The following is a 17,591-nucleotide window of genomic DNA, read 5'->3' on the forward strand; positions in this document are numbered from 1 at the left end:
GGATGCGGGGGCTGCCGGGGGAGTGGGCGCGCGGGGCCGGTCAGCGCACCGGCTGGTCGGCCCGCTCCACGCGCTGGGTGCCCGACTTGGTCCGGTACGAACGCGCCCAGCGCGAGCTGGCGTTCGGGTCCTTGCGGTCGGAGACGGTGTAGTAGTCCATCTGCGTGCGCTGCTCGGTCACGTCCAGCACGCCGTAGCCGTGCGAGTCCATGTCCAGCCACTTCACGTGCCGGTTGGCGACCTTGATCGCGGCGACCGCCGGCAGCGACAGGGTGTGCGGCGCCACGTGCAGCAGGTCGTCGATGTTGTCCGAGGTCACCGACGTGACGACGAACTCGGTCGCGGCCGAGGGCGAGAGCGGGTACGTGGCGGCCTTGACCGGCACGTCATTGGCCCAGGCCATGTGGATGTCGCCGGTGAGGAAGACCGTGTTGTCGATGCCCCGATCGCGCAGGTGGGCCAGGAGTTCGCGGCGGTCGTCGGTGTAGCCGTCCCACTGGTCGACGCTGGGCGCGAGCCCCTCCTTGGGCAGCCCGAGCAGTTCCACCAGCGGCTTGAGGATGTGCGCCGGCAGCGAGCCGAAGGCGAACGGCGAGATCATCACCGAGGTGCCGACCAGCTTCCACTGCGCGTTCGACGCGGCCAGCCCGGACTTGAGCCAGTCGAGCTGCGCCCGGCCGGTGATGGTGCGCTCCGGGTCGTCCACCGCGCCGCTGCCGCCCTTGGCCTGCTCGGAGCGGAACGAGCGCAGGTCGAGCAGGTGCAGATCGGCCAGCGCGCCGAACTGGAGCCTGCGGTACGTGGTGCCCTTGATGCTCGGCCGCACCGGCATCCACTCGAAGTACGCCTGCTTGGCCGCCTCGACCCGGCGCGCCCACGCGCCCTCGGCCTCCGGCTGGTGGTTCTCGGCCCCGCCCGACCAGGCGTCGTTGGCGAACTCGTGGTCGTCCCAGATCGCGATCACCGGGTGCGCCGCGTGCAGCGCCTGGAGGTCGGCGTCGGTGCGGTAGTGCCCGTGCCGGGTGCGGTAGTCGGCCAGGCTGACGATCTCGTGCCGCGGCTCGTGCTGGCGCACCACGTACTTGGCCGCCGGATAGGTCCCCGTGCCGTACTCGTAGATGTAGTCGCCCAGGTGCAGCACGGCGTCCAGGTCGCCGCGCGTCGCCAGGTGCCGGTACGCGGAGAAGTAGCCGGCCTCCCAGTTGGCGCAGGAGACCACGCCGAACCGGATGTTGCCGTCCGATGCGCCGGCCGCGGGGGCGGTGCGGGTGCGGCCGACGGGCGAGAGGGTCTTGCCCACCGCGAACCGGTAGTAGTACGCGGTGCCCGGGCGCAGCCCGCGCACGTCGGCCTTGATGGTGTGGTCGGTGGCGGCGCTGGAGCGCACGCTGCCGCGGGCGACGACGGTGCGGAAGTCCTTGCCGGTGGAGACCTCCCAGTCCACCTTGACGGCCGCGCCATGGCCCGAACCGGGCACGGCGTCGGGGCTCGGCGTGATCCGGGTCCACAGCAGGACGCCGTCGGGCAGCGGGTCGCCCGAGGCGACGCCGTGCAGGAAGGCGGGGCCGGCGCTGGCGGCGTGCGCCTCGGTCAGGCCGGCCAGCGGGAGCAGGGCCGCGGTGGCCGCAGCGGCCGTGACGGCGGTACGGCGCGAGACGCGGGACGTATGAGATATGCGGGATATCTCGGATATCTGGGATGCCTGGGATGGGGTGTCTTGGGAGGTCACGGGCGTTGACCATACTGGTCAGTAGTGGCCGAAATAAGCCGAGCGGGTGGGCAAACTCCAAGAGTTTGCCCACCCGCCGCCGTCAGGACACCGGTGCGCTGATTACTTCTTCAGCTTCTCGTCGATCGCGCTGGTGAACTGGTCGGGCGTCATCGGCGGGTTGTCGCCGCCGACCGTGAGCTTCTCGCCGTTGAGCTGGAAGGCGGGGGTGCCGGTGATGCCCTCGTCCTTCGCCTTGTCGAACAGCTTGGAGACCTCAAGCGCCCACTTGTCGTACGTGCCGTCCAGCACGTTCTTCTCGAAGCCCTTGTTGCCCTTGAGCTCCTTGACCTCCTGGGCGATCTCGACCAGCAGCTTGTCGTCCGAGTACTCGTCCTCGCGCTCGTCGGGGTGGTTCTTGGCGTCGAAGAGGACCTTCTTGTACTCCAGGAACGCGTCCGGGCTGACGTTGAGCGCGGCACCGAGGGCGCTCAGCGCGTTCTTCGAACCCGAGCCGCTGATCTGCGGGTTCTCATCGATGAAGGTGCCCATCTTGAACTGGGCCTTGTACTTGCCCGACTTGAGGTCGGCTTGCAGCGTGGCGCCGGTGGCCTGCTCGAAGCTGGAGCACACGGGGCAGCGCATGTCCTCGAACACGGTGAGGGTGTTCTTGGCGTCCTTCTTGCCGATGACGATCTCGGCACCCTTGTCGCCGCCGGTGTTGGCCGGCTTCGCGAACGCCTTCTTCTTGGCGTCGCTCTTCCACTGCTTGTTGCTGACCTTGGTCTCGGCGCCCTCGTTCATGTTGGCGATGGCCACACCGATGCCACCGGCCACGGCGAGTACGGCGACGATGGCACCGCCGACGACCAGTTGCCGCCGCGCCTTCTCCTTCTTCGCCTGCTTCTCGCGCTCGATGCGCAGCCGCTCGCGGGCAGCCTGCTTGTTCTGCTGGGTGTTGCGCTTGCTCATGACTGTGTTCTCCGTCGTCTCAAAGTCAGGGTCGACCGGCGGCCGAAGTGCCGCTGCGGCCGGCGTGCACCGTGCTGGCGGTACGCGGCTGACGCCCGGGAGCGCTGGGGCTCAGGCCAGGGCAGAGACGGCGGGCGGGCCCCGCCGGACGACGGAGTGCAGCAGGAGTGGCAGGTTGCGGGCGGTGCCCGCACGGTCCGCGGGACGCTGCGCCGAGCGCGGCAGCAGATCGGCCGCGACGGCGGCGCAGGCCATCAGCAGCGGCCGGAACGCGAAGGAGGCGATCGCCCGCAGCAACTGCCCCAGCGCGGCCTCGCCCCGGCGCAGCCAGGCGGCGGCCACCAGGCCGATCGCGACGTGCGCGGCCAGCAGCAGCCAGGGCGCCGCCGAGTCGGCGCTGGTGGAGACGGTGACGGCGGCGCCGTGCTCACCCGTCATCCGGGTCAGCGGCGTGCCGACCCCGCCACCGCGGCACAGCAGGTCCACGCCCATGGTGCGCAGCGGACCGGCCACGGGCCCGCCCGCCTGTCCGTAACAAGCGTGCTGACCTGCGGTGAAGACGGTGTCAGCGGCCAGTTCGAGCGGGACGAGCAGGGCCGCTATCGACCCGTACCCGCGCTCGCGCCCGGCCAGGGCGAAGGCGATGGCGAAGACGGCGCCGCTCAGCAGCATCACGGTGGTGAGCGGCAGCGGGGCCCGCGAGAGCAGGACATGGGACGCGGCAGACAGCGTCACGCACAGCGCCGTGAAGAGCGCTGCGCGTACCGCCCGCAGTCGTACCGTCGATATGTCCATCGCCCGAGAGTGTGCCATGGCCGCGGTTAAGTGGCGCGTCAAGATTCGGCATCACTGGACGGACCCCGGCGGTGAGGCCAGAGCGGCACCGCTCAACGGCTGGCGTGTGAGTCATCTCACGGTGATGGGGAGTGGGTTGACGGGGGTGCTGGCTCGTGCAGGAGGTGCGCTGGGTGGGGGCACGGGGGTGCGGAGGTCCGGGGCGCGGGGCGCCGGGCGGGGTGAGTTGAGTGAGGCCGGGGGCGGGCAGCCTTGGCGGTCCCACCGGCGGGTCCGCGCCCCCGGACGCCCCCGTCCCACTCCGCCCGTCCCACTCCACCCCGTCCTACTTCCCTCCGCCCCGTCCCGCTGCGCCCGCGCCTGAGGGAGATGCCGGCGGTCGCCCGCCGGGCGGGCCGGCGGCGCGGGCGCCGGGGCCGGGCGCCGCCCGTGCGCCGCGTGGCTAGATCCGGTCGTCCACGGCCGCCGTGAAGTCGGCGGCGGTCATCGGCGTGCTGCCGCCGCTTCCGGTCAGCTTCGTCCCGTTCAGCTTCACGGTGGGGGTGCCCTCGACGCCGCTCGCGTCGAACGCCGCGGACATCTTCTGGGCCCACGCGTCGTAGACCCCGCTGCGCACCTGCTGGGCGAAGGCGGAGTTCCCCGCCAATGCGGGCACCTGCTCGGCGACCTTGAGCAAGTAGGTGTCGTCGGAGAAGGAGTCGGCGCCCTCGGTGGGGTGGTTCTCCTGCGCGTACAGGGCCTTCTTGTACTCCAGGAACGCGTTGGTGCTGACGTTGAGCGCGGCGCCCAGTGCGCTGACCGCGCTCCGCGAGCCGCTGCCGCCCATCGTGGTGTCCAGGAAGGTGGCCAGGTGGAAGGACGCCTTGTACTTGCCGGCCTGGATGTCCTTGATGACCGTCTCGCCCACGTTCTGCTCGAACATCGCGCACGGCGGGCAGCGGGGGTCCTCGTACAGCTCCAGGGTGTCGGTCGCCTCGGGCACGCCGATGACGACCGTGGTGCCGTCCGCCCCCGTCGTGTTCGCCGGCTTGACCAGCGGTCCCGTCGGGGCCTCGGTGCCGCCCGTGCTGCCGCCGCTGCCGGTGTCGCCGCCGCTGCTGGCGTCGCCTCCGGTGCCGCCCTGGCCCGGCTCCGTGCTCTTGCCCGCGTCGTTGTTGCCCGGGGCCCGGTGGTCCCCGTCGCTACCGCCGAACAGCTCGCGCTCGGCCGCCGCCTGCTCGTCCTTGGGGGAGTCGTCGTCGTTGCCCAGCACCAGCGTGCCGACGACCACCAGCGCGATCGCCGCCACGGCGGCCACCACCGCGATCAGCGTCCGCCGCTGGTTGCCCGGCTGCCCGGGCGGCGGCGCCTGGCCGTACGGCTGAGTCCCTGGTGCCTGCCCGTACGGCTGGGTCCCCGGCCCGTACGACGGCGGGGGCGGGGCCTGTCCGAATCCGGGCTGCTGCGGGGCGGCTCCGGGCGGGGGCGGGTACGGGCCCGCCGGGGGTATGCCCGGCGGGGCGGGAGGCGGCGGGTTGGATGGCGCGCCCTGCGGCTGCTCTCCGTCGGGCTGCTGCTGACCTGGCTGCATGGCCAGTCACCCTAGCCGGGGCGGCCCGGGCCGCGGCAGGCACTGACGCCGATCGGTCAGGGGCCCGGCCGTAGTGATCCGTCGCCCGGCCGCGGGGACGGGTGGACGGGCGCTCCATCAGAGGGTCGGGGCGAGACGGCCGGGGCGGGTCGGTGGGGCGGCGGGTGTCGGCAGGACGTCGGCCGTGCGACGCCGACTGCCCGCCCCGCCACCGCCAGCCGACACCACCACCGCCACCACCGGCCCGCTCACCCGTGGCTCACCGCCGGCTCACAGGCCCGGTATGGCCCCGTTGCGGAAGAGGTCAACGAAGATCTGGTGGTCGGCGCGGGCCCGGGCGCCGTAGTCGTGCGCGAAGTCGACCAGCAGGTCGGCGAAGCCGCTCTCGTCGGCGGCGATCGCCGCGTCGATGGCGCGCTCGGTGCTGAACGGCACCAGCGAGTGGCCGCTCTCGTCGTCCGCCGCCGCGTGCATCGTGGCCGTCGCCCGGCCCAGGTCGGCGACGACCGCGCCGATCTCCTCCAGGTCGTCTATGTCGGACCAGTCCAGGTCGACCGCGTACGGCGACACCTCGGCGACCAACTGACCGGCGCCGTCCAACTCGGTCCAGCCCAGCCACGGGTCGGCGTGCGCCTGGAGCGCGCGCTGCGAGATGACCGTGCGGTGCCCCTCGTGCTGGAAGTACTCGCGCACCCGGGCCTCGGTGATGTGCGCGGCGACGGCGGGCGTCTGCGCCTGCTTGAGGTAGATGACGACGTCGTTCTCCAGGGCGTCGCTGTTGCCTTCGAGCAGGATGTTGTACGAGGGGAGGCCGGCGCTGCCGATGCCGATCCCGCGCCGGCCCACCACGTCCTTGACCCGGTAGGAGTCGGGCCGGTCGAGGCTGGACTCGGGGAGCGTCTCCAGATAGCCGTCGAAGGCCGCCAGGACCTTGTACCGGGTCGCGGCGTCCAACTCGATGGCGCCGCCGCCGGCGCTGAACCGCCGCTCGAAGTCGCGGATCTCGGTCATCGAGTCCAGCAGCCCGAACCGGGTGAGCGAGCGGGCGTCGCGCAGCGCGTCCAGCAGCGGCCCCTCGGCGGTGTCCAGGGTGAACGGCGGCACCTCGTCGTCCTTGGCGCCCGAGGCGAGGGCCGCGATGCGCTCCCGGTACGCGCCCGCGTACGTGCGGACCAGGCCGGTGATCGCCTCGTCGCTGAGCGCCTTGGTGTACCCGATCAGCGCGACCGATGCGGCGAAGCGCTTGAGGTCCCAGGTGAAGGGGCCGACGTACGCCTCGTCGAAGTCGTTGACGTTGAACACCAGGCGGCCGTGGGCGTCCATGTACGTGCCGAAGTTCTCGGCGTGCAGGTCGCCGTGGACCCACACCCGGCTCGTGCGCTCGTCCAGGTACGGGCCGCCGTGTCGCTCGGCCGCCAGGTCCTCGTAGAACAGGCAGGCCGTGCCCCGGTAGAAGGCGAAGGCGGACGCGGCCATCTTCCGGAACTTGACCCGGAAGGCCGCGGGGTCGGCGGCGAGCAACTCGCCGAAGGCGCCGTCGAAGACGGCGAGGATCTGCTCGCCGCGCTGTGCCCGGCCCTGCTCGGTCGCCATCGCTTGGTCCTCCTGGGGTGTGTCGCACGGAACTGTTGTCCCGCCGATTCCAACGCGCGGGGCACCGTCGGAGTGCCCGCCCGTCGTCGATCGTCCGGCGGTCGTCCGAAGTAGACTTCGGAGCCATCTTTCCCTCCTGGCTCACCCCGCGGGGAGGAGGGGACCGCATCCGTCACCCACTGTTCGCCGGAGGTCTTCCACCGTGGCCAAGCCGCCCTTCACGCATCTGCATGTGCACACTCAGTATTCGCTGCTCGATGGTGCGGCGCGGCTGAAGGACATGTTCGAGGCGTGCAGCCAGATGGGCATGTCGCACATCGCGATGACCGACCACGGAAACCTGCACGGCGCCTATGACTTCTATCAGCAGGCGACCAAGGCCGGTATCACGCCGATCATCGGCATCGAGGCGTACGTGGCCCCCGAGTCCCGGCGGAACAAGCGACGCATCCAATGGGGCCAACCGCACCAGAAGCGCGATGACGTGTCGGGCTCGGGTGGTTATACGCACAAGACGATCTGGGCGGCGAGCAAGACGGGTCTGCACAACCTGTTCCGGCTTTCGTCGGACGCGTACAAAGAGGGCTGGCTGACGAAGTGGCCCCGGATGGACAAAGAGGTGATCGCCCAGCACGCGGAGGGGCTGATCGCCTCGACCGGATGCCCGTCGGGCGAGGTGCAGACCCGGCTGCGGCTCGGCCACTTCGACGAGGCGCTCAAGGCGGCGGCCGAATACCAGGAGATCTTCGGCAAGGGCCGGTATTTCCTGGAGCTGATGGACCACGGTCTCGACATCGAAAAGCGGGTCCGCGACGGATTGCTGGACATCGGCAAGAAGCTGGGCATTCCGCCGCTGGTCACCAATGACTCGCACTACACGTACGCGCATGAATCGGCGGCGCATGACGCACTGCTGTGCATTCAGACCGGTAAGAACATCTCGGACCCGGACCGATTCCGCTTCGACGGCTCCGGCTATTACATCAAGTCCACCGACGAGATGTACGCGGTGGATTCGTCCGACGCCTGGCAACAAGGGTGCGCGAACACCCTCCTCGTGGCCGAGCAGATCGACACGAGCGGCTGGTTCGAAAAGCGCGACCTGATGCCCCGTTTCGACGTTCCCGAGGGCTACACGGAGGTCTCCTGGTTCCAGGAGGAAGTGCGCCGGGGAATGGCGCGCCGTTTCCCGGGAGGCGTTCCCGACGACCGGCAGAAGCTGGTCGAGTACGAAATGGACGTCATCATCCAGATGGGGTTCCCCGGCTACTTCCTCGTGGTCGCCGACTTCATCATGTGGGCCAAGAACAACGGCATCGCGGTGGGCCCGGGACGTGGTTCGGCGGCCGGTTCGATCGTCTCGTACGCGCTGGGCATCACCGACCTCGACCCGGTGGAGCACGGGCTGATCTTCGAGCGGTTCCTGAACCCCGAGCGCGTGTCCATGCCCGATGTCGACATCGACTTCGACGAGCGCAGGCGCGCCGAGGTGATTCGGTACGTGACGGAGAAGTACGGGGCCGACAAGGTCGCGATGATCGGCACGTACGGCACGATCAAGGCGAAGAACGCGATCAAGGACTCGTCCCGCGTGCTCGGTTATCCGTACGCGATGGGTGACCGCATCACCAAGGCGATGCCGGCCGACGTGCTGGGCAAGGGCATCAATCTCGACGGCATCACCAATCCGCAGCACCCGCGCTACAGCGAGGCGGGCGAGGTGCGGTCGATGTACGAGAACGAGCCGGACGTGAAGAAGGTCATCGACACCGCCAAGGGCGTGGAGGGCCTGGTCCGCCAGATGGGCGTGCACGCCGCCGGCGTGATCATGTCCAGCGAGACCATCACCGACCACGTACCGGTCTGGGTGCGGCACACCGACGGCGTCACCATCACGCAGTGGGACTACCCCACCTGTGAAGACCTCGGTCTGCTCAAGATGGACTTCCTGGGTCTGCGCAACCTGACGATCATGGATGACGCGGTCAAGCTCATCAAGCGCAACAAGGGCATCGACATCGAATTGCTCGCGCTGCCGCTCGATGACCCCAAGACCTATGAACTGCTGTGCCGCGGTGACACGCTGGGCGTCTTCCAGTTCGACGGCGGGCCGATGCGGTCCCTGCTGCGGCTGATGAAGCCCGACAACTTCGAGGACATTTCCGCCGTGTCGGCCCTGTACCGGCCGGGCCCGATGGGCATGAACTCGCACACCAACTACGCGCTGCGCAAGAACGGCCAGCAGGAGATCACGCCGATCCACCCCGAGCTTGAGGAACCCCTCAAGGAGGTGCTCGGCATCACCTACGGCCTGATCGTGTACCAGGAGCAGGTGCAGAAGGCCGCCCAGGTGCTCGCCGGCTACTCGCTCGGCCAGGCCGACCTGCTGCGCCGCGCCATGGGCAAGAAGAAGCAGGAAGTACTCGACAAGGAATTCATCCCGTTCCAGCAGGGCATGCGGGACCGCAACTATTCCGACGAGGCGATCAAGGCCGTGTGGGACGTGCTGGTCCCCTTCGCCGGCTACGCCTTCAACAAGGCGCACTCATCGGCGTACGGACTGGTCACGTACTGGACCGCCTACCTCAAGGCCAACTACCCGGCCGAGTACATGTCCGCGCTGCTCACCTCGGTGCGCGACGACAAGGACAAGTCGGCGATCTACCTCAACGAGTGCCGCCGCATGGGCATCCGGGTGCTGCCGCCGAACGTCAACGAGTCGGAGGCCAATTTCGCCGCGCAGGGCGACGACGTGATCCTCTTCGGCCTGACCGCGGTGCGCAACGTCGGCCAGAACGTCGTCGACTCGATCATTCGCAGCCGCAAGGCCAAGGGGAAGTTCGCCTCCTTCCCCGACTACCTGGACAAGGTGGAGGCGGTCTGCTGCAACAAGCGCACCACCGAATCGCTGATCAAAGCGGGCGCCTTCGACGAGATGGGGCACACCCGCAAGGGCCTGATGGCGCACTACGAGACCATGATCGACAACGTGGTCGCGGTCAAGCGCAAGGAGGCCGAGGGGCAGTTCGACCTGTTCGGCGGGATGGGCGACGAGGGCGGCGACGACACCCCGGGCTTCGGGCTCGACGTGGAGTTCTCCGACATCGAGTGGGACAAGTCGTACCTGCTCGCCCAGGAGCGCGAGATGCTCGGCCTGTACGTCTCCGACCACCCGCTCTTCGGCATCGAGCACGTGCTCAACGACAAGGCGGACGCGGCGATCGCCCAGCTCACCGGCGGCGAGCACGCGGACGGTGCGATCGTGACCATCGGCGGCATCATCTCCGGTCTCCAGCGCAAGATGACCAAGCAGGGCAACGCCTGGGCGATCGCGACCGTGGAGGACCTGGCCGGCTCCATCGACTGCATGTTCTTCCCCGCCACCTACCAACTCGTCTCCACCCAACTGGTCGAGGACGTCGTGGTCTTCGTCAAGGGTCGGCTCGACAAGCGCGAGGACGTGCCCCGGCTGGTGGCGATGGAGATGATGGTGCCCGACCTCTCGGAGGCGTCCGCGGACGCGCCGGTCACCATCACCATCCCCACGGTCAAGGTCACCCCGCCGCTGGTGGAGAAGTTGGGCGAGGTGCTCACCCACCACCGCGGCTCCACCGAGGTGCGGATCAAGCTCCAGGGCGCCCGCAAGACCACCGTGCTGCGCCTGGACCGGCACCGGGTCACCCCCGATCCCGCGCTCTTCGGCGATCTCAAGGTGCTGCTCGGCCCGTCCTGCCTGGGGGCCTGAGGCGCACCGCCGGGCGCGGCGACCGGCTCCGGCGTCGCGGCCGGTATCGACGTCGGTGTCGGAGTCGGCGTCGGAGTCCGATAATGCGCGCGATATCGCAGCAGATGCGGTGAAGGGCAAGTAAAGGGGCGCGCCCTGTGCGGGGCGCGCCCCTTTACGCTTTCTCTGCCGCCTCGTCCGTGGGTTTCGTCGAGTTCCGTGTTTTCTGCGTCGGTTGCCCGGTGAGTGTGGCTCTTGTGCTTGTTGTGGCTACGGATGTGGTGCGGGGCCCGTTGTTCCGGCCACGCGCTGCGATGATTTCCGGCCGGTGCCGTTCGACGGCGCCCCGCCCCGGCGTTCGCGGGGGCGGGGGAAGAGCGGCCGGTCACCGCGGGGCGCGGGGCGTGGGGTCAGCCGGTGCGCTGCGCCCTCAGTTGTGCCCGAAACGACGCTGGTGCTTGCGGGCCACGTCCGCCGGGCTGCCCTGGGCCTGGGCCTGCGGCCGGGCCTGTGCCTCCATCGCGGACTTCTGCGCCTCCTGTCGGCCGCGCTCGGCCGCGCTGGCCTTCTGCTGCTCATTCCGGTCGCGCTTGTGCTTGCCCATCGTGGTGCCTCCAGTGCGAGGGTTTCCCCCGGAAAACACCCTGGCACGACAATCGGGAGCCTGCACGTCGGGCAATTGCCGGGTGGAAAGGGCGGGATGGGCCGCGTCGTTCCATATCCGCCACGCCGATGATCGAGTTCCGGCTGATAACCCCCGTACGGTCGGGCAGACTCAAAGGAAAGTCGAAGCAAAAACGCCGGGGCAGGGCCATGCCGGTACTGCCGTGTCAGGGACCGTGAAGAAAGAGGGTGGAACGTGGACCGCTGCGTCGTCCTGGTGGACGCCGGGTATCTGCTGGGCGCCGCCGCGAGCCTGCTCGCCGGGGAACCGGCCCGCTCCCGCATCACCGTCGACCACGCCGCCCTCATCAAGGGGTTGCGCGACCGCGCAGAGGCCGACACGGAGCAGCCGCTGTTGCGCATCTACTGGTTCGACGGCGCCCCCGACCGGGTGCCGCAGCCCGAGCACCGCAGGCTGCGCGTGATGCCGCGGGTCACCGTGCGCCTCGGCGCCCTAACCCGGAGTGACGGCCGCTGGGCGCAGAAGGGGGTGGATGCCGCCATGCATGCCGAGCTCACCGAACTCGCTCGCAACCGGGCATGTTCTGACATCGTTCTCGTCACCGGCGACGGCGACCTGCTGCCCGGTCTGATGTCCGCCAAGGAACACGGGGTCGCCGTCCACCTGTGGGCCGTCCAGGCCGCCGACGGCGACTACAACCAGTCCGAGGACCTGGTGGCCGAGGCCGACGAGCGGCGGGTGCTCGACCGCACCTGGATCACCCAGGCGGTACGGGCCAAGGAGCTGGCGAGCGCGTGCCCGACGCCCCCCGTGCCCCGCCCCGAGATCGCCGCCATCCTCTCCGCCCCGCTGCCCGAGACGGCCGCTGCCGCTGCCGCCGCCGCGGGCTCGCAGACCAGCCGCCCGCCCGCGCGGGGGGCCCTGCCCCGTACGGCCCCGGGGGACGGGAGCGCGGTCGGCCAGGGGGAGTCGCCGGCCCGGCCCGCGGCGGCGGCCACGGCCGACACCAGCCAGCCGAACGGCAACGGCTCCAAGGGCGTGCCCACCCCCAAGGACCTGGCCGGACTCGCCCGCCCCGGCAGCGCGGCGCCCGCCACCCCGCAGCCCGTGCCCACCGCCACGCTGCGCTGGTCATCCGAGAAGGGCTGGGTCGAGCGGGGCACCACCCCCGCCACCGGCGAGCCACCCGAAACCGCCGCGCTGCCGATGCTGGCCCAGCTCACCACCGCCGAACAGCGCTGGGCCGACCGCGAGGAGGACATCACCGCGGTCAGCGGCGACCCCTTCGAGGTGGGCCAGGTCTTCGCCCGCCGCTGGATCGGGCGCCTCGTCGAACCGACCCACGTGCGCCAACTGTCCACCGAGTACCCCCGCATCCCGCACCGCATCGACGGCGAACTGCTCAGGTACGCGGCCCGCTTCGGCCTCCTCGCGCACAAGGACGACCAGATCGACGAGCACGACCGGTACGCCATCCGCGCGGGCTTCTGGCGCGAAATCGACACTCGGATGGCCGCCGAGCACGCACCGGTATCCGAATAGCGGCCTACGCCCCGGCACGGGAGGGCCGCCGGGCCACCCCGCGGGGGCGTCCGCGACGGTTTCGGGCCACTGCACCTGCGGCGCGCGGGGCCGGCGGAACGGCCCCGGAGCAGGGCTGCGGGGGCGGGGCGCGTACCCTCGTAGCTCGTGAGGACGGGCGCGAAGCAGCCGGAGCGGGACTCCGGGACCCAGGTGGCCGGCGGCGACGCGGTGTGCGTGGTCCGCGGCCTCGTCAAGACCTACCCCGCCGCCCGCGCCCGCCGCGGCACCCCACCAGGACCCGCCATCCGCGCCAGTGACGGCATCGACCTGGACGTGCGGCGCGGCGAGATCTTCGGCCTGCTCGGCCCCAACGGCGCCGGCAAGTCCACCCTGGTCCGCCAGCTCACCGGCCTGCTGCGGCCGGACGAAGGCACCGTTGACCTGCTCGGCCACGACCTGGTCCGGCACCCGGACCGGGCCTCGCGCCTGGTCGGCTACCTGGGGCAGGAGTCCACCGCGCTGGACGAGCTGACCGTGGCGCTGGCCGCCGAGACCACCGGGCGGCTGCGCGGCCTGGACGTCAGGGCGGCCCGAGCCGAGCGGGACGCCGTCCTGGACGAACTGGGCCTGACCCCCATCGCCGGCCGCGCGATCAAGAAGCTCTCCGGCGGTCAGCGCCGGCTCGCCTGCGTGGCGGCGGCGTTGGTCGGCGAGCGCCCGATGCTGGTCCTGGACGAACCGACCACGGGCATGGACCCGATCGCGCGGCGCGCCGTATGGGCGGCCATCGACCGCCGGCGGGCCGAGAGCGGCACGACCGTCCTGCTGGTCACGCACAACGTCATCGAGGCCGAGACGGTCCTGGACCGGGTCGCGGTCATGGACGACGGCCGGGTCATCGCCTGCGACACGCCCGCCGGCCTGAAGGCGCTGGTGGCCGGCGACGTACGGGTCGAACTGGTCTGGCGCGACCAGCCGCCGCTCGACGTGCCCGAGGTCGCGGCCCTCCAGGACACCGCCAGGGCGACGGGGCGGCGCTGGTCGCTGCGGCTGGCGCCGGACGAGGCGCGTGCGGTGATCGCCGCGGTGACCGGGGGCCCGGCGTTCGCGGCCCTGGACGACTTCACGCTCGCCACGCCCAGCCTGGAGGACGTCTACCTGGCGCTGGGCGGACGCGCCCAGGGGCCCGAGGGACTGGTGAAGGCGTGAGCCACCGGCAGCCGTGCGGTCCCCGGGGGCACCAGGTCCGGGGACGTTACGCCGGCGAGCCGCCAGCAGCCGCGTTGCCGGCAGGCGGGTCGAGCGGCGGGCGGGTGGTTGGCCCGGGCGCCGTGCGGCCTCGTACGCTGGTGGGTCCGGCGGCCGGGCGGGTCGCGGAGGGCCGCCACGAGGGTCGCCGCGCCGGCACCGCACGACGGTGCGCCGCCCACCGGGACGGCTGCGACGGGGCGGCGCCGCGCGCCGCAGCCACCACCGGGGCGACGGTCCCGGCGCGTGCCGGGCGCGCCCGGATGCGGGAGACAGGACGATCGGGGCCGGGCGGCGGACCGGGAAGCAGGCGCGTGACATGGAGCGGGGGACGCCGCAGCGAACCGGGCCGCAGCGTGGCGCGAGTCGCCGCGGCCGGACGGCTCGTACGGAATCAGCTCGTACGGAAGAGGAGCAGCACAACGTGAGTGCCGTGTCCGCGGCGGCCGTGCCCGCCCGTGCCGCAGCCGAGTCGGGCCAGGGCGCCCGCAGCACGGCCGCCGTGCGCGAACCGGCGCCGCTCGCGGCCCGGGCGCGGCTGCTGCCCGCGCTCGCCGCGGTGTACCGGGCGCAGCTCTCGCGGGCCAGGGTGGCGCGCATCCCGCTGCTGTTCGTGGCCACCTTCCAGTCCATCGGCATCATGATCTTGATGCGCGGCGTGGTGGACGGCGGCAGCGAGGCGCGGGCCGTGGTCTCCGGGGCCAGCGTGCTGGTCGTCGCGTTCGTCGCGCTCAACCTGCTCGCCCAGTACTTCGGGCAACTGCGGGCCAGCGGCGGGCTCGACCACTACGCGACCCTGCCGGTGCCCCCGGCGGCCGTGGTGCTCGGCGCCGCCGGCGCGTACGCCTCCTTCACGGTGCCCGGCACCATCGTCACGGCCGTCGTGGGCAGCGTGCTGTTCGGGCTTCCGATGGTGCACCTGTGGGTGCTGATCGCGGTCATCCCGCTCTCCGGGGCAGCGCTCGCCGGGCTCGGCGCGGCGCTCGGGCTGCTCGCCCCGCGGCCCGAACTCGCCACCCTCTGCGGCCAACTCGGCATGTCGGCGGCGCTGCTGCTCGGGGTGCTGCCGGCCGAGCGGATGCCCGCCCCGGTGGAGTTCGCCCGTGACCTGCTGCCCTCCACCTACGGTGTGGAGGCGCTGGCCCGCGCCTTCGACGACCATCCCGACTGGCTGGCCGTCCTGGTCGACCTCGGGGTCTGCGCGGCGGTGGGCGTGGTCTCGCTGGCCGCCGCGACCTGGGCGTACCGCAGGGCGGCGGTGCAGTGACGCGGCCCGGCGAGCCGCCTGCCGCTTCAGCCACCTCCCCCACCTGGCACGATGACGGAGTGACCGCACCGTTGACACCCTCTGACCAGCCCCCGCCCACCCCCGGCCGTCAGCCCCACCCCGGCCATCCGGGCGGTGCGCACGCCGCGCAGGACGCCGGGCGGGCCGGTACGGGGCCCGGCAAGTACGCCGAGTTCCGGGACGCGGCGATCGTCACCGCGGCGCTCACGGCCGTCGGTGCGGTCCTCGCCGTGCTGTGGGCGTGGCTGGCGCCGCGGGTGCAGATGGTCCTGATCGGCAACTCCGTCTACCCCAAGAACTCCGAGAGCGAAGAGGTGATCGGCGGGGACGGCACCTTCCTGCTGATCGCGCTCGGCGTGGGCCTGGTCTCCACCGCCGTCGTGTTCTGCTTCCGCCGCTCGGGCGGGGTGCCGCTGGTGGCGGCGCTGACCGTCGGCGGGCTGCTCGGCTCGTGGGTCGGCTGGCGGTTCGGGATCGTCCTCGGGCCCGAGACGGACCTCGCGGTCAGCGCGCGCGAGGCCGGCGAGCGGGTGCCGTTCGACGGCCCGCTGGAGCTCAAGGCCAAGGGCGTGCTGCTGGCCTGGCCGGTCGCGGCGATGGTGATGCAGCTCATTCTCACCGGCCTGTTCGGGCCGCGTGACCCGGAGCCCGAGCACACCGCGTACGCCCCGGCGCCGGCTGCGGCCCCCGCGCCGGTCGAGGGTGCCCCCGCGGCGCCGACGGGCGAGGGCCAGCCCCGACCGGGCGATGACCGGCCCGCACCGCCGCAGGGCCCGGCCGCACCGGCACCCCCGTCGGGGTCGACCCCGCCGCCAGGACCGGCCGCGCCTCCCGCACCGGGCGGCCAGGGCCCGACGCCGGAAGGCCCGTAGCCGCACCCGCGGCGCGCGGGAGAGACGCAGTCGTACGGGGCGGGACCGCCGTGGTCCCGCCCCGTCGGCGTTCCGTGAGCCGTGGCGGGGAACGCGGCGGGAGGAACCCGACGGACGCGTGCCGGGCTCCGGCGGGGTGGTGTGGCGGACGGTGTCCCGCGTCGGCCCGGTGGCGGAGCGGCGTCAGGCGCGGGCGATCGGAGCCAGCACCGCGTCGGTGAGGGCCTGGAGGTCGGCGGGGGCGAGTTCGACTTCGAGGCCGCGGCGGCCGGCCGAGACGCAGACCGTGGCGTGCGTGGTGGCCGAGGAGTCCAGGGCGGTGGGCAGCCGCTTGCGCTGGCCCAGCGGGGAGATGCCGCCGCGCACGTACCCCGTCGTCCGCTCGGCGGCGGCCGGGTCGGCCATCGTGGCCCGCTTGCCGCCCACCGCAGCCGCCAGCGCCTTCAGGTCGAGCGAGCCGGACACCGGCACGACCGCGACCGTCAGCGTCCCGTCCACGTCCGCCACCAGCGTCTTGAACACCTGCTCGGGGGCGACCCCGAGGGCCCGGGCCGCCTCCTCGCCGTACGAGCCGTAGGCCGGGTCGGTCGGGTCGTGGACGTAGGAGTGCAGCGTGAACTCCACGCCCGCGTCGGTCAGCGCGACGGTGGCCGGGGTGGCGCCGGCGGGCTGCTTCTTGCCCTTCGCCGCCTTGGCGTGCTGCTGCGACTTCCTTGCCACGAGGCGTACTCCGGGGTGTCGGGGCCGGCCGCCGACCGGTGTCGCGCCCGAGGTCAGTTCGGGCTGGTCGGCCGCCGGGTCAGATCGACCATGGGCAGGGACGGGAGCTTACCGATCACCGCCGCCTCGGCGCGCAGCAATTTCAGCTCCTCGGCCAGCCGGCTCGCCGTGTCGGGGGCCTGGAGCAGCCGCTGCTTGGCCGGCACGTCGAGCACGGCGGCGGCAGCCACCAGGTACGACAGCACCGAGGGTTCTTCCGGCAGGTCCTGCCCCGAACTGGCCACCGACCGTTCGCGGGCGCCGGCCAGCCGCTTCTGGTAGGTGCGGAACGCCCGCACCACGCCGGAGGCCAGCGCGCCGGCGCCATCGCCGGCGACCTCCTCCAGCGGTTCGACCTCGGCGGTCAGGTACGGGCCCGAGGCGTCGACGGACAGCAGCCGGAAGCGGGTGGTGCCGGTGGCCACCGCCTCGTACGTGCCGTCCTCCTGTTCCCTGATGGTCGCCGCGTCGGCGATACACCCCACCGCGTGGAAGGCCCGGATCGGATCGTCACCGAACCCGGCCGCCGCGCCGCGCTCGGGCTCGGCGGTCGGGTCGGGCAGTCCGGGCGCGGTCGGGGCGACCTCGCGGCCGTCGCGGATGGCGACCACGGCGAAGTTGCGCGGCTCGTCCGACGGCAGCGCTGCGAGGTCGCGCATCAGCGCACGGTAACGCTGCTCGAAGATGTTCAACGGCAGCACGAGCCCGGGGAACAGCACGGTGTTCAGCGGAAAGAGCGGCAGGCGGGCGGCAGTCACGACGGGTAAGCCTAATGGCCCGCCCCGGTTCCGCGACTCACGGCGTGCCACAGCCGTTGCGCCGGCCGCCGGCCCGCCGCGCCAACTCGCCCCCGTGCGCGGGGTTTTCGCCGTGCGCGGTGGGCCCGACCGGGGCGCTGGCGCCGGCGCCCGAC

13 protein-coding genes are annotated in these 17,591 nt (G+C 72.0%); 5 read left to right on the plus strand and 8 right to left on the minus strand.

The genetic code is table 11. The annotated features are described in order from the left end of the window. Window positions 1–40: 40 nt before the first annotated feature. The 5 genes from ACMA1D_RS28905 to ACMA1D_RS28925 form a co-directional block, all read right to left on the minus strand. Window positions 41–1,675 carry an alkaline phosphatase D family protein gene (locus ACMA1D_RS28905; RefSeq protein WP_414726954.1) on the minus strand — a complete coding sequence of 545 codons (1,635 nt, stop codon included), beginning with the start codon at window positions 1,673–1,675 and terminating at the stop codon, window positions 41–43. A 156-nt stretch (window positions 1,676–1,831) separates the two neighbouring features. Continuing rightward, the gene (locus ACMA1D_RS28910) at window positions 1,832–2,680 is read right to left on the minus strand and encodes a thioredoxin domain-containing protein (protein WP_414726944.1); all 849 of its coding nucleotides are present in this window, start codon (window positions 2,678–2,680) and stop codon (window positions 1,832–1,834) included. A gap of 111 nt (window positions 2,681–2,791) precedes the next feature. Further along, the gene (locus tag ACMA1D_RS28915) at window positions 2,792–3,475 is read right to left on the minus strand and encodes a hypothetical protein (RefSeq protein ID WP_414726945.1); all 684 of its coding nucleotides are present in this window, start codon (window positions 3,473–3,475) and stop codon (window positions 2,792–2,794) included. Window positions 3,476–3,917: 442 nt separating this feature from the next. Continuing rightward, on the minus strand, window positions 3,918–5,045 hold the full coding sequence (locus ACMA1D_RS28920; protein WP_414726946.1) for a thioredoxin domain-containing protein: 1,128 nt from the start codon (window positions 5,043–5,045) through the stop codon (window positions 3,918–3,920). A gap of 270 nt (window positions 5,046–5,315) precedes the next feature. After that, complete coding sequence (locus ACMA1D_RS28925; protein ID WP_414726947.1) at window positions 5,316–6,638, minus strand: DUF2252 domain-containing protein; 1,323 nt, start codon at window positions 6,636–6,638, stop codon at window positions 5,316–5,318. A gap of 202 nt (window positions 6,639–6,840) precedes the next feature. On the opposite strand from ACMA1D_RS28925, the gene dnaE reads away from it, so the two are divergent. Then, complete coding sequence (gene dnaE, locus ACMA1D_RS28930; RefSeq protein WP_414726948.1) at window positions 6,841–10,383, plus strand: DNA polymerase III subunit alpha; 3,543 nt, start codon at window positions 6,841–6,843, stop codon at window positions 10,381–10,383. A 409-nt stretch (window positions 10,384–10,792) separates the two neighbouring features. On the opposite strand, the gene ACMA1D_RS28935 is transcribed toward dnaE, so the two are convergent. Continuing rightward, entirely contained in the window at window positions 10,793–10,966 is a 174-nt protein-coding gene (locus tag ACMA1D_RS28935; protein ID WP_349991561.1) for a hypothetical protein, read from the minus strand. 255 nt (window positions 10,967–11,221) lie between these two features. On the opposite strand from ACMA1D_RS28935, the gene ACMA1D_RS28940 reads away from it, so the two are divergent. The 4 genes from ACMA1D_RS28940 to ACMA1D_RS28955 all read left to right on the plus strand — a co-directional run bounded on the left by ACMA1D_RS28940 (window position 11,222) and on the right by ACMA1D_RS28955 (window position 15,919). Next, window positions 11,222–12,529, plus strand: a complete 1,308-nt coding sequence (locus tag ACMA1D_RS28940) for an NYN domain-containing protein (RefSeq protein WP_414726949.1) — start codon at window positions 11,222–11,224, stop codon at window positions 12,527–12,529. A 192-nt stretch (window positions 12,530–12,721) separates the two neighbouring features. Beyond that, the gene (locus ACMA1D_RS28945; protein WP_414726955.1) at window positions 12,722–13,720 is read left to right on the plus strand and encodes an ABC transporter ATP-binding protein; all 999 of its coding nucleotides are present in this window, start codon (window positions 12,722–12,724) and stop codon (window positions 13,718–13,720) included. A gap of 463 nt (window positions 13,721–14,183) precedes the next feature. Beyond that, a complete protein-coding gene (locus tag ACMA1D_RS28950) occupies window positions 14,184–15,026 on the plus strand; it encodes an ABC transporter permease (RefSeq protein ID WP_414726950.1) in 843 nt (280 codons plus the stop codon). 59 nt (window positions 15,027–15,085) lie between these two features. Further along, window positions 15,086–15,919 (plus strand): hypothetical protein, encoded by an 834-nt coding sequence (locus tag ACMA1D_RS28955; RefSeq protein ID WP_414726951.1) that lies wholly within the window; start codon window positions 15,086–15,088, stop codon window positions 15,917–15,919. 183 nt (window positions 15,920–16,102) lie between these two features. Here ACMA1D_RS28955 and ybaK read toward each other — a convergent pair whose 3' ends face one another. Both ybaK and ACMA1D_RS28965 read right to left on the minus strand, forming a co-directional pair. Continuing rightward, window positions 16,103–16,639 carry a Cys-tRNA(Pro) deacylase gene (ybaK, locus tag ACMA1D_RS28960; RefSeq protein ID WP_414726952.1) on the minus strand — a complete coding sequence of 179 codons (537 nt, stop codon included), beginning with the start codon at window positions 16,637–16,639 and terminating at the stop codon, window positions 16,103–16,105. A gap of 53 nt (window positions 16,640–16,692) precedes the next feature. Next, entirely contained in the window at window positions 16,693–17,436 is a 744-nt protein-coding gene (locus ACMA1D_RS28965; protein WP_414726953.1) for an LON peptidase substrate-binding domain-containing protein, read from the minus strand. Window positions 17,437–17,591: the final 155 nt, after the last annotated feature.

This window comes from Streptomyces sp. 796.1 (assembly GCF_047525675.1).
Lineage (GTDB): Bacteria > Actinomycetota > Actinomycetes > Streptomycetales > Streptomycetaceae > Streptomyces.

Excerpts from the sequence above, each read along its gene's own strand:
- ACMA1D_RS28910 (WP_414726944.1), bottom strand. The coding sequence starts at position 2,680 with ATGAGCAAGCGCAACACCCAGCAGAACAAGCAGGCTGCCCGCGAGCGG.
- ACMA1D_RS28915 (WP_414726945.1), bottom strand. The coding sequence starts at position 3,475 with ATGGACATATCGACGGTACGACTGCGGGCGGTACGCGCAGCGCTCTTC.
- ACMA1D_RS28920 (WP_414726946.1), bottom strand. The coding sequence starts at position 5,045 with ATGCAGCCAGGTCAGCAGCAGCCCGACGGAGAGCAGCCGCAGGGCGCG.
- ACMA1D_RS28925 (WP_414726947.1), bottom strand. The coding sequence starts at position 6,638 with ATGGCGACCGAGCAGGGCCGGGCACAGCGCGGCGAGCAGATCCTCGCC.
- ACMA1D_RS28935 (WP_349991561.1), bottom strand. The coding sequence starts at position 10,966 with ATGGGCAAGCACAAGCGCGACCGGAATGAGCAGCAGAAGGCCAGCGCG.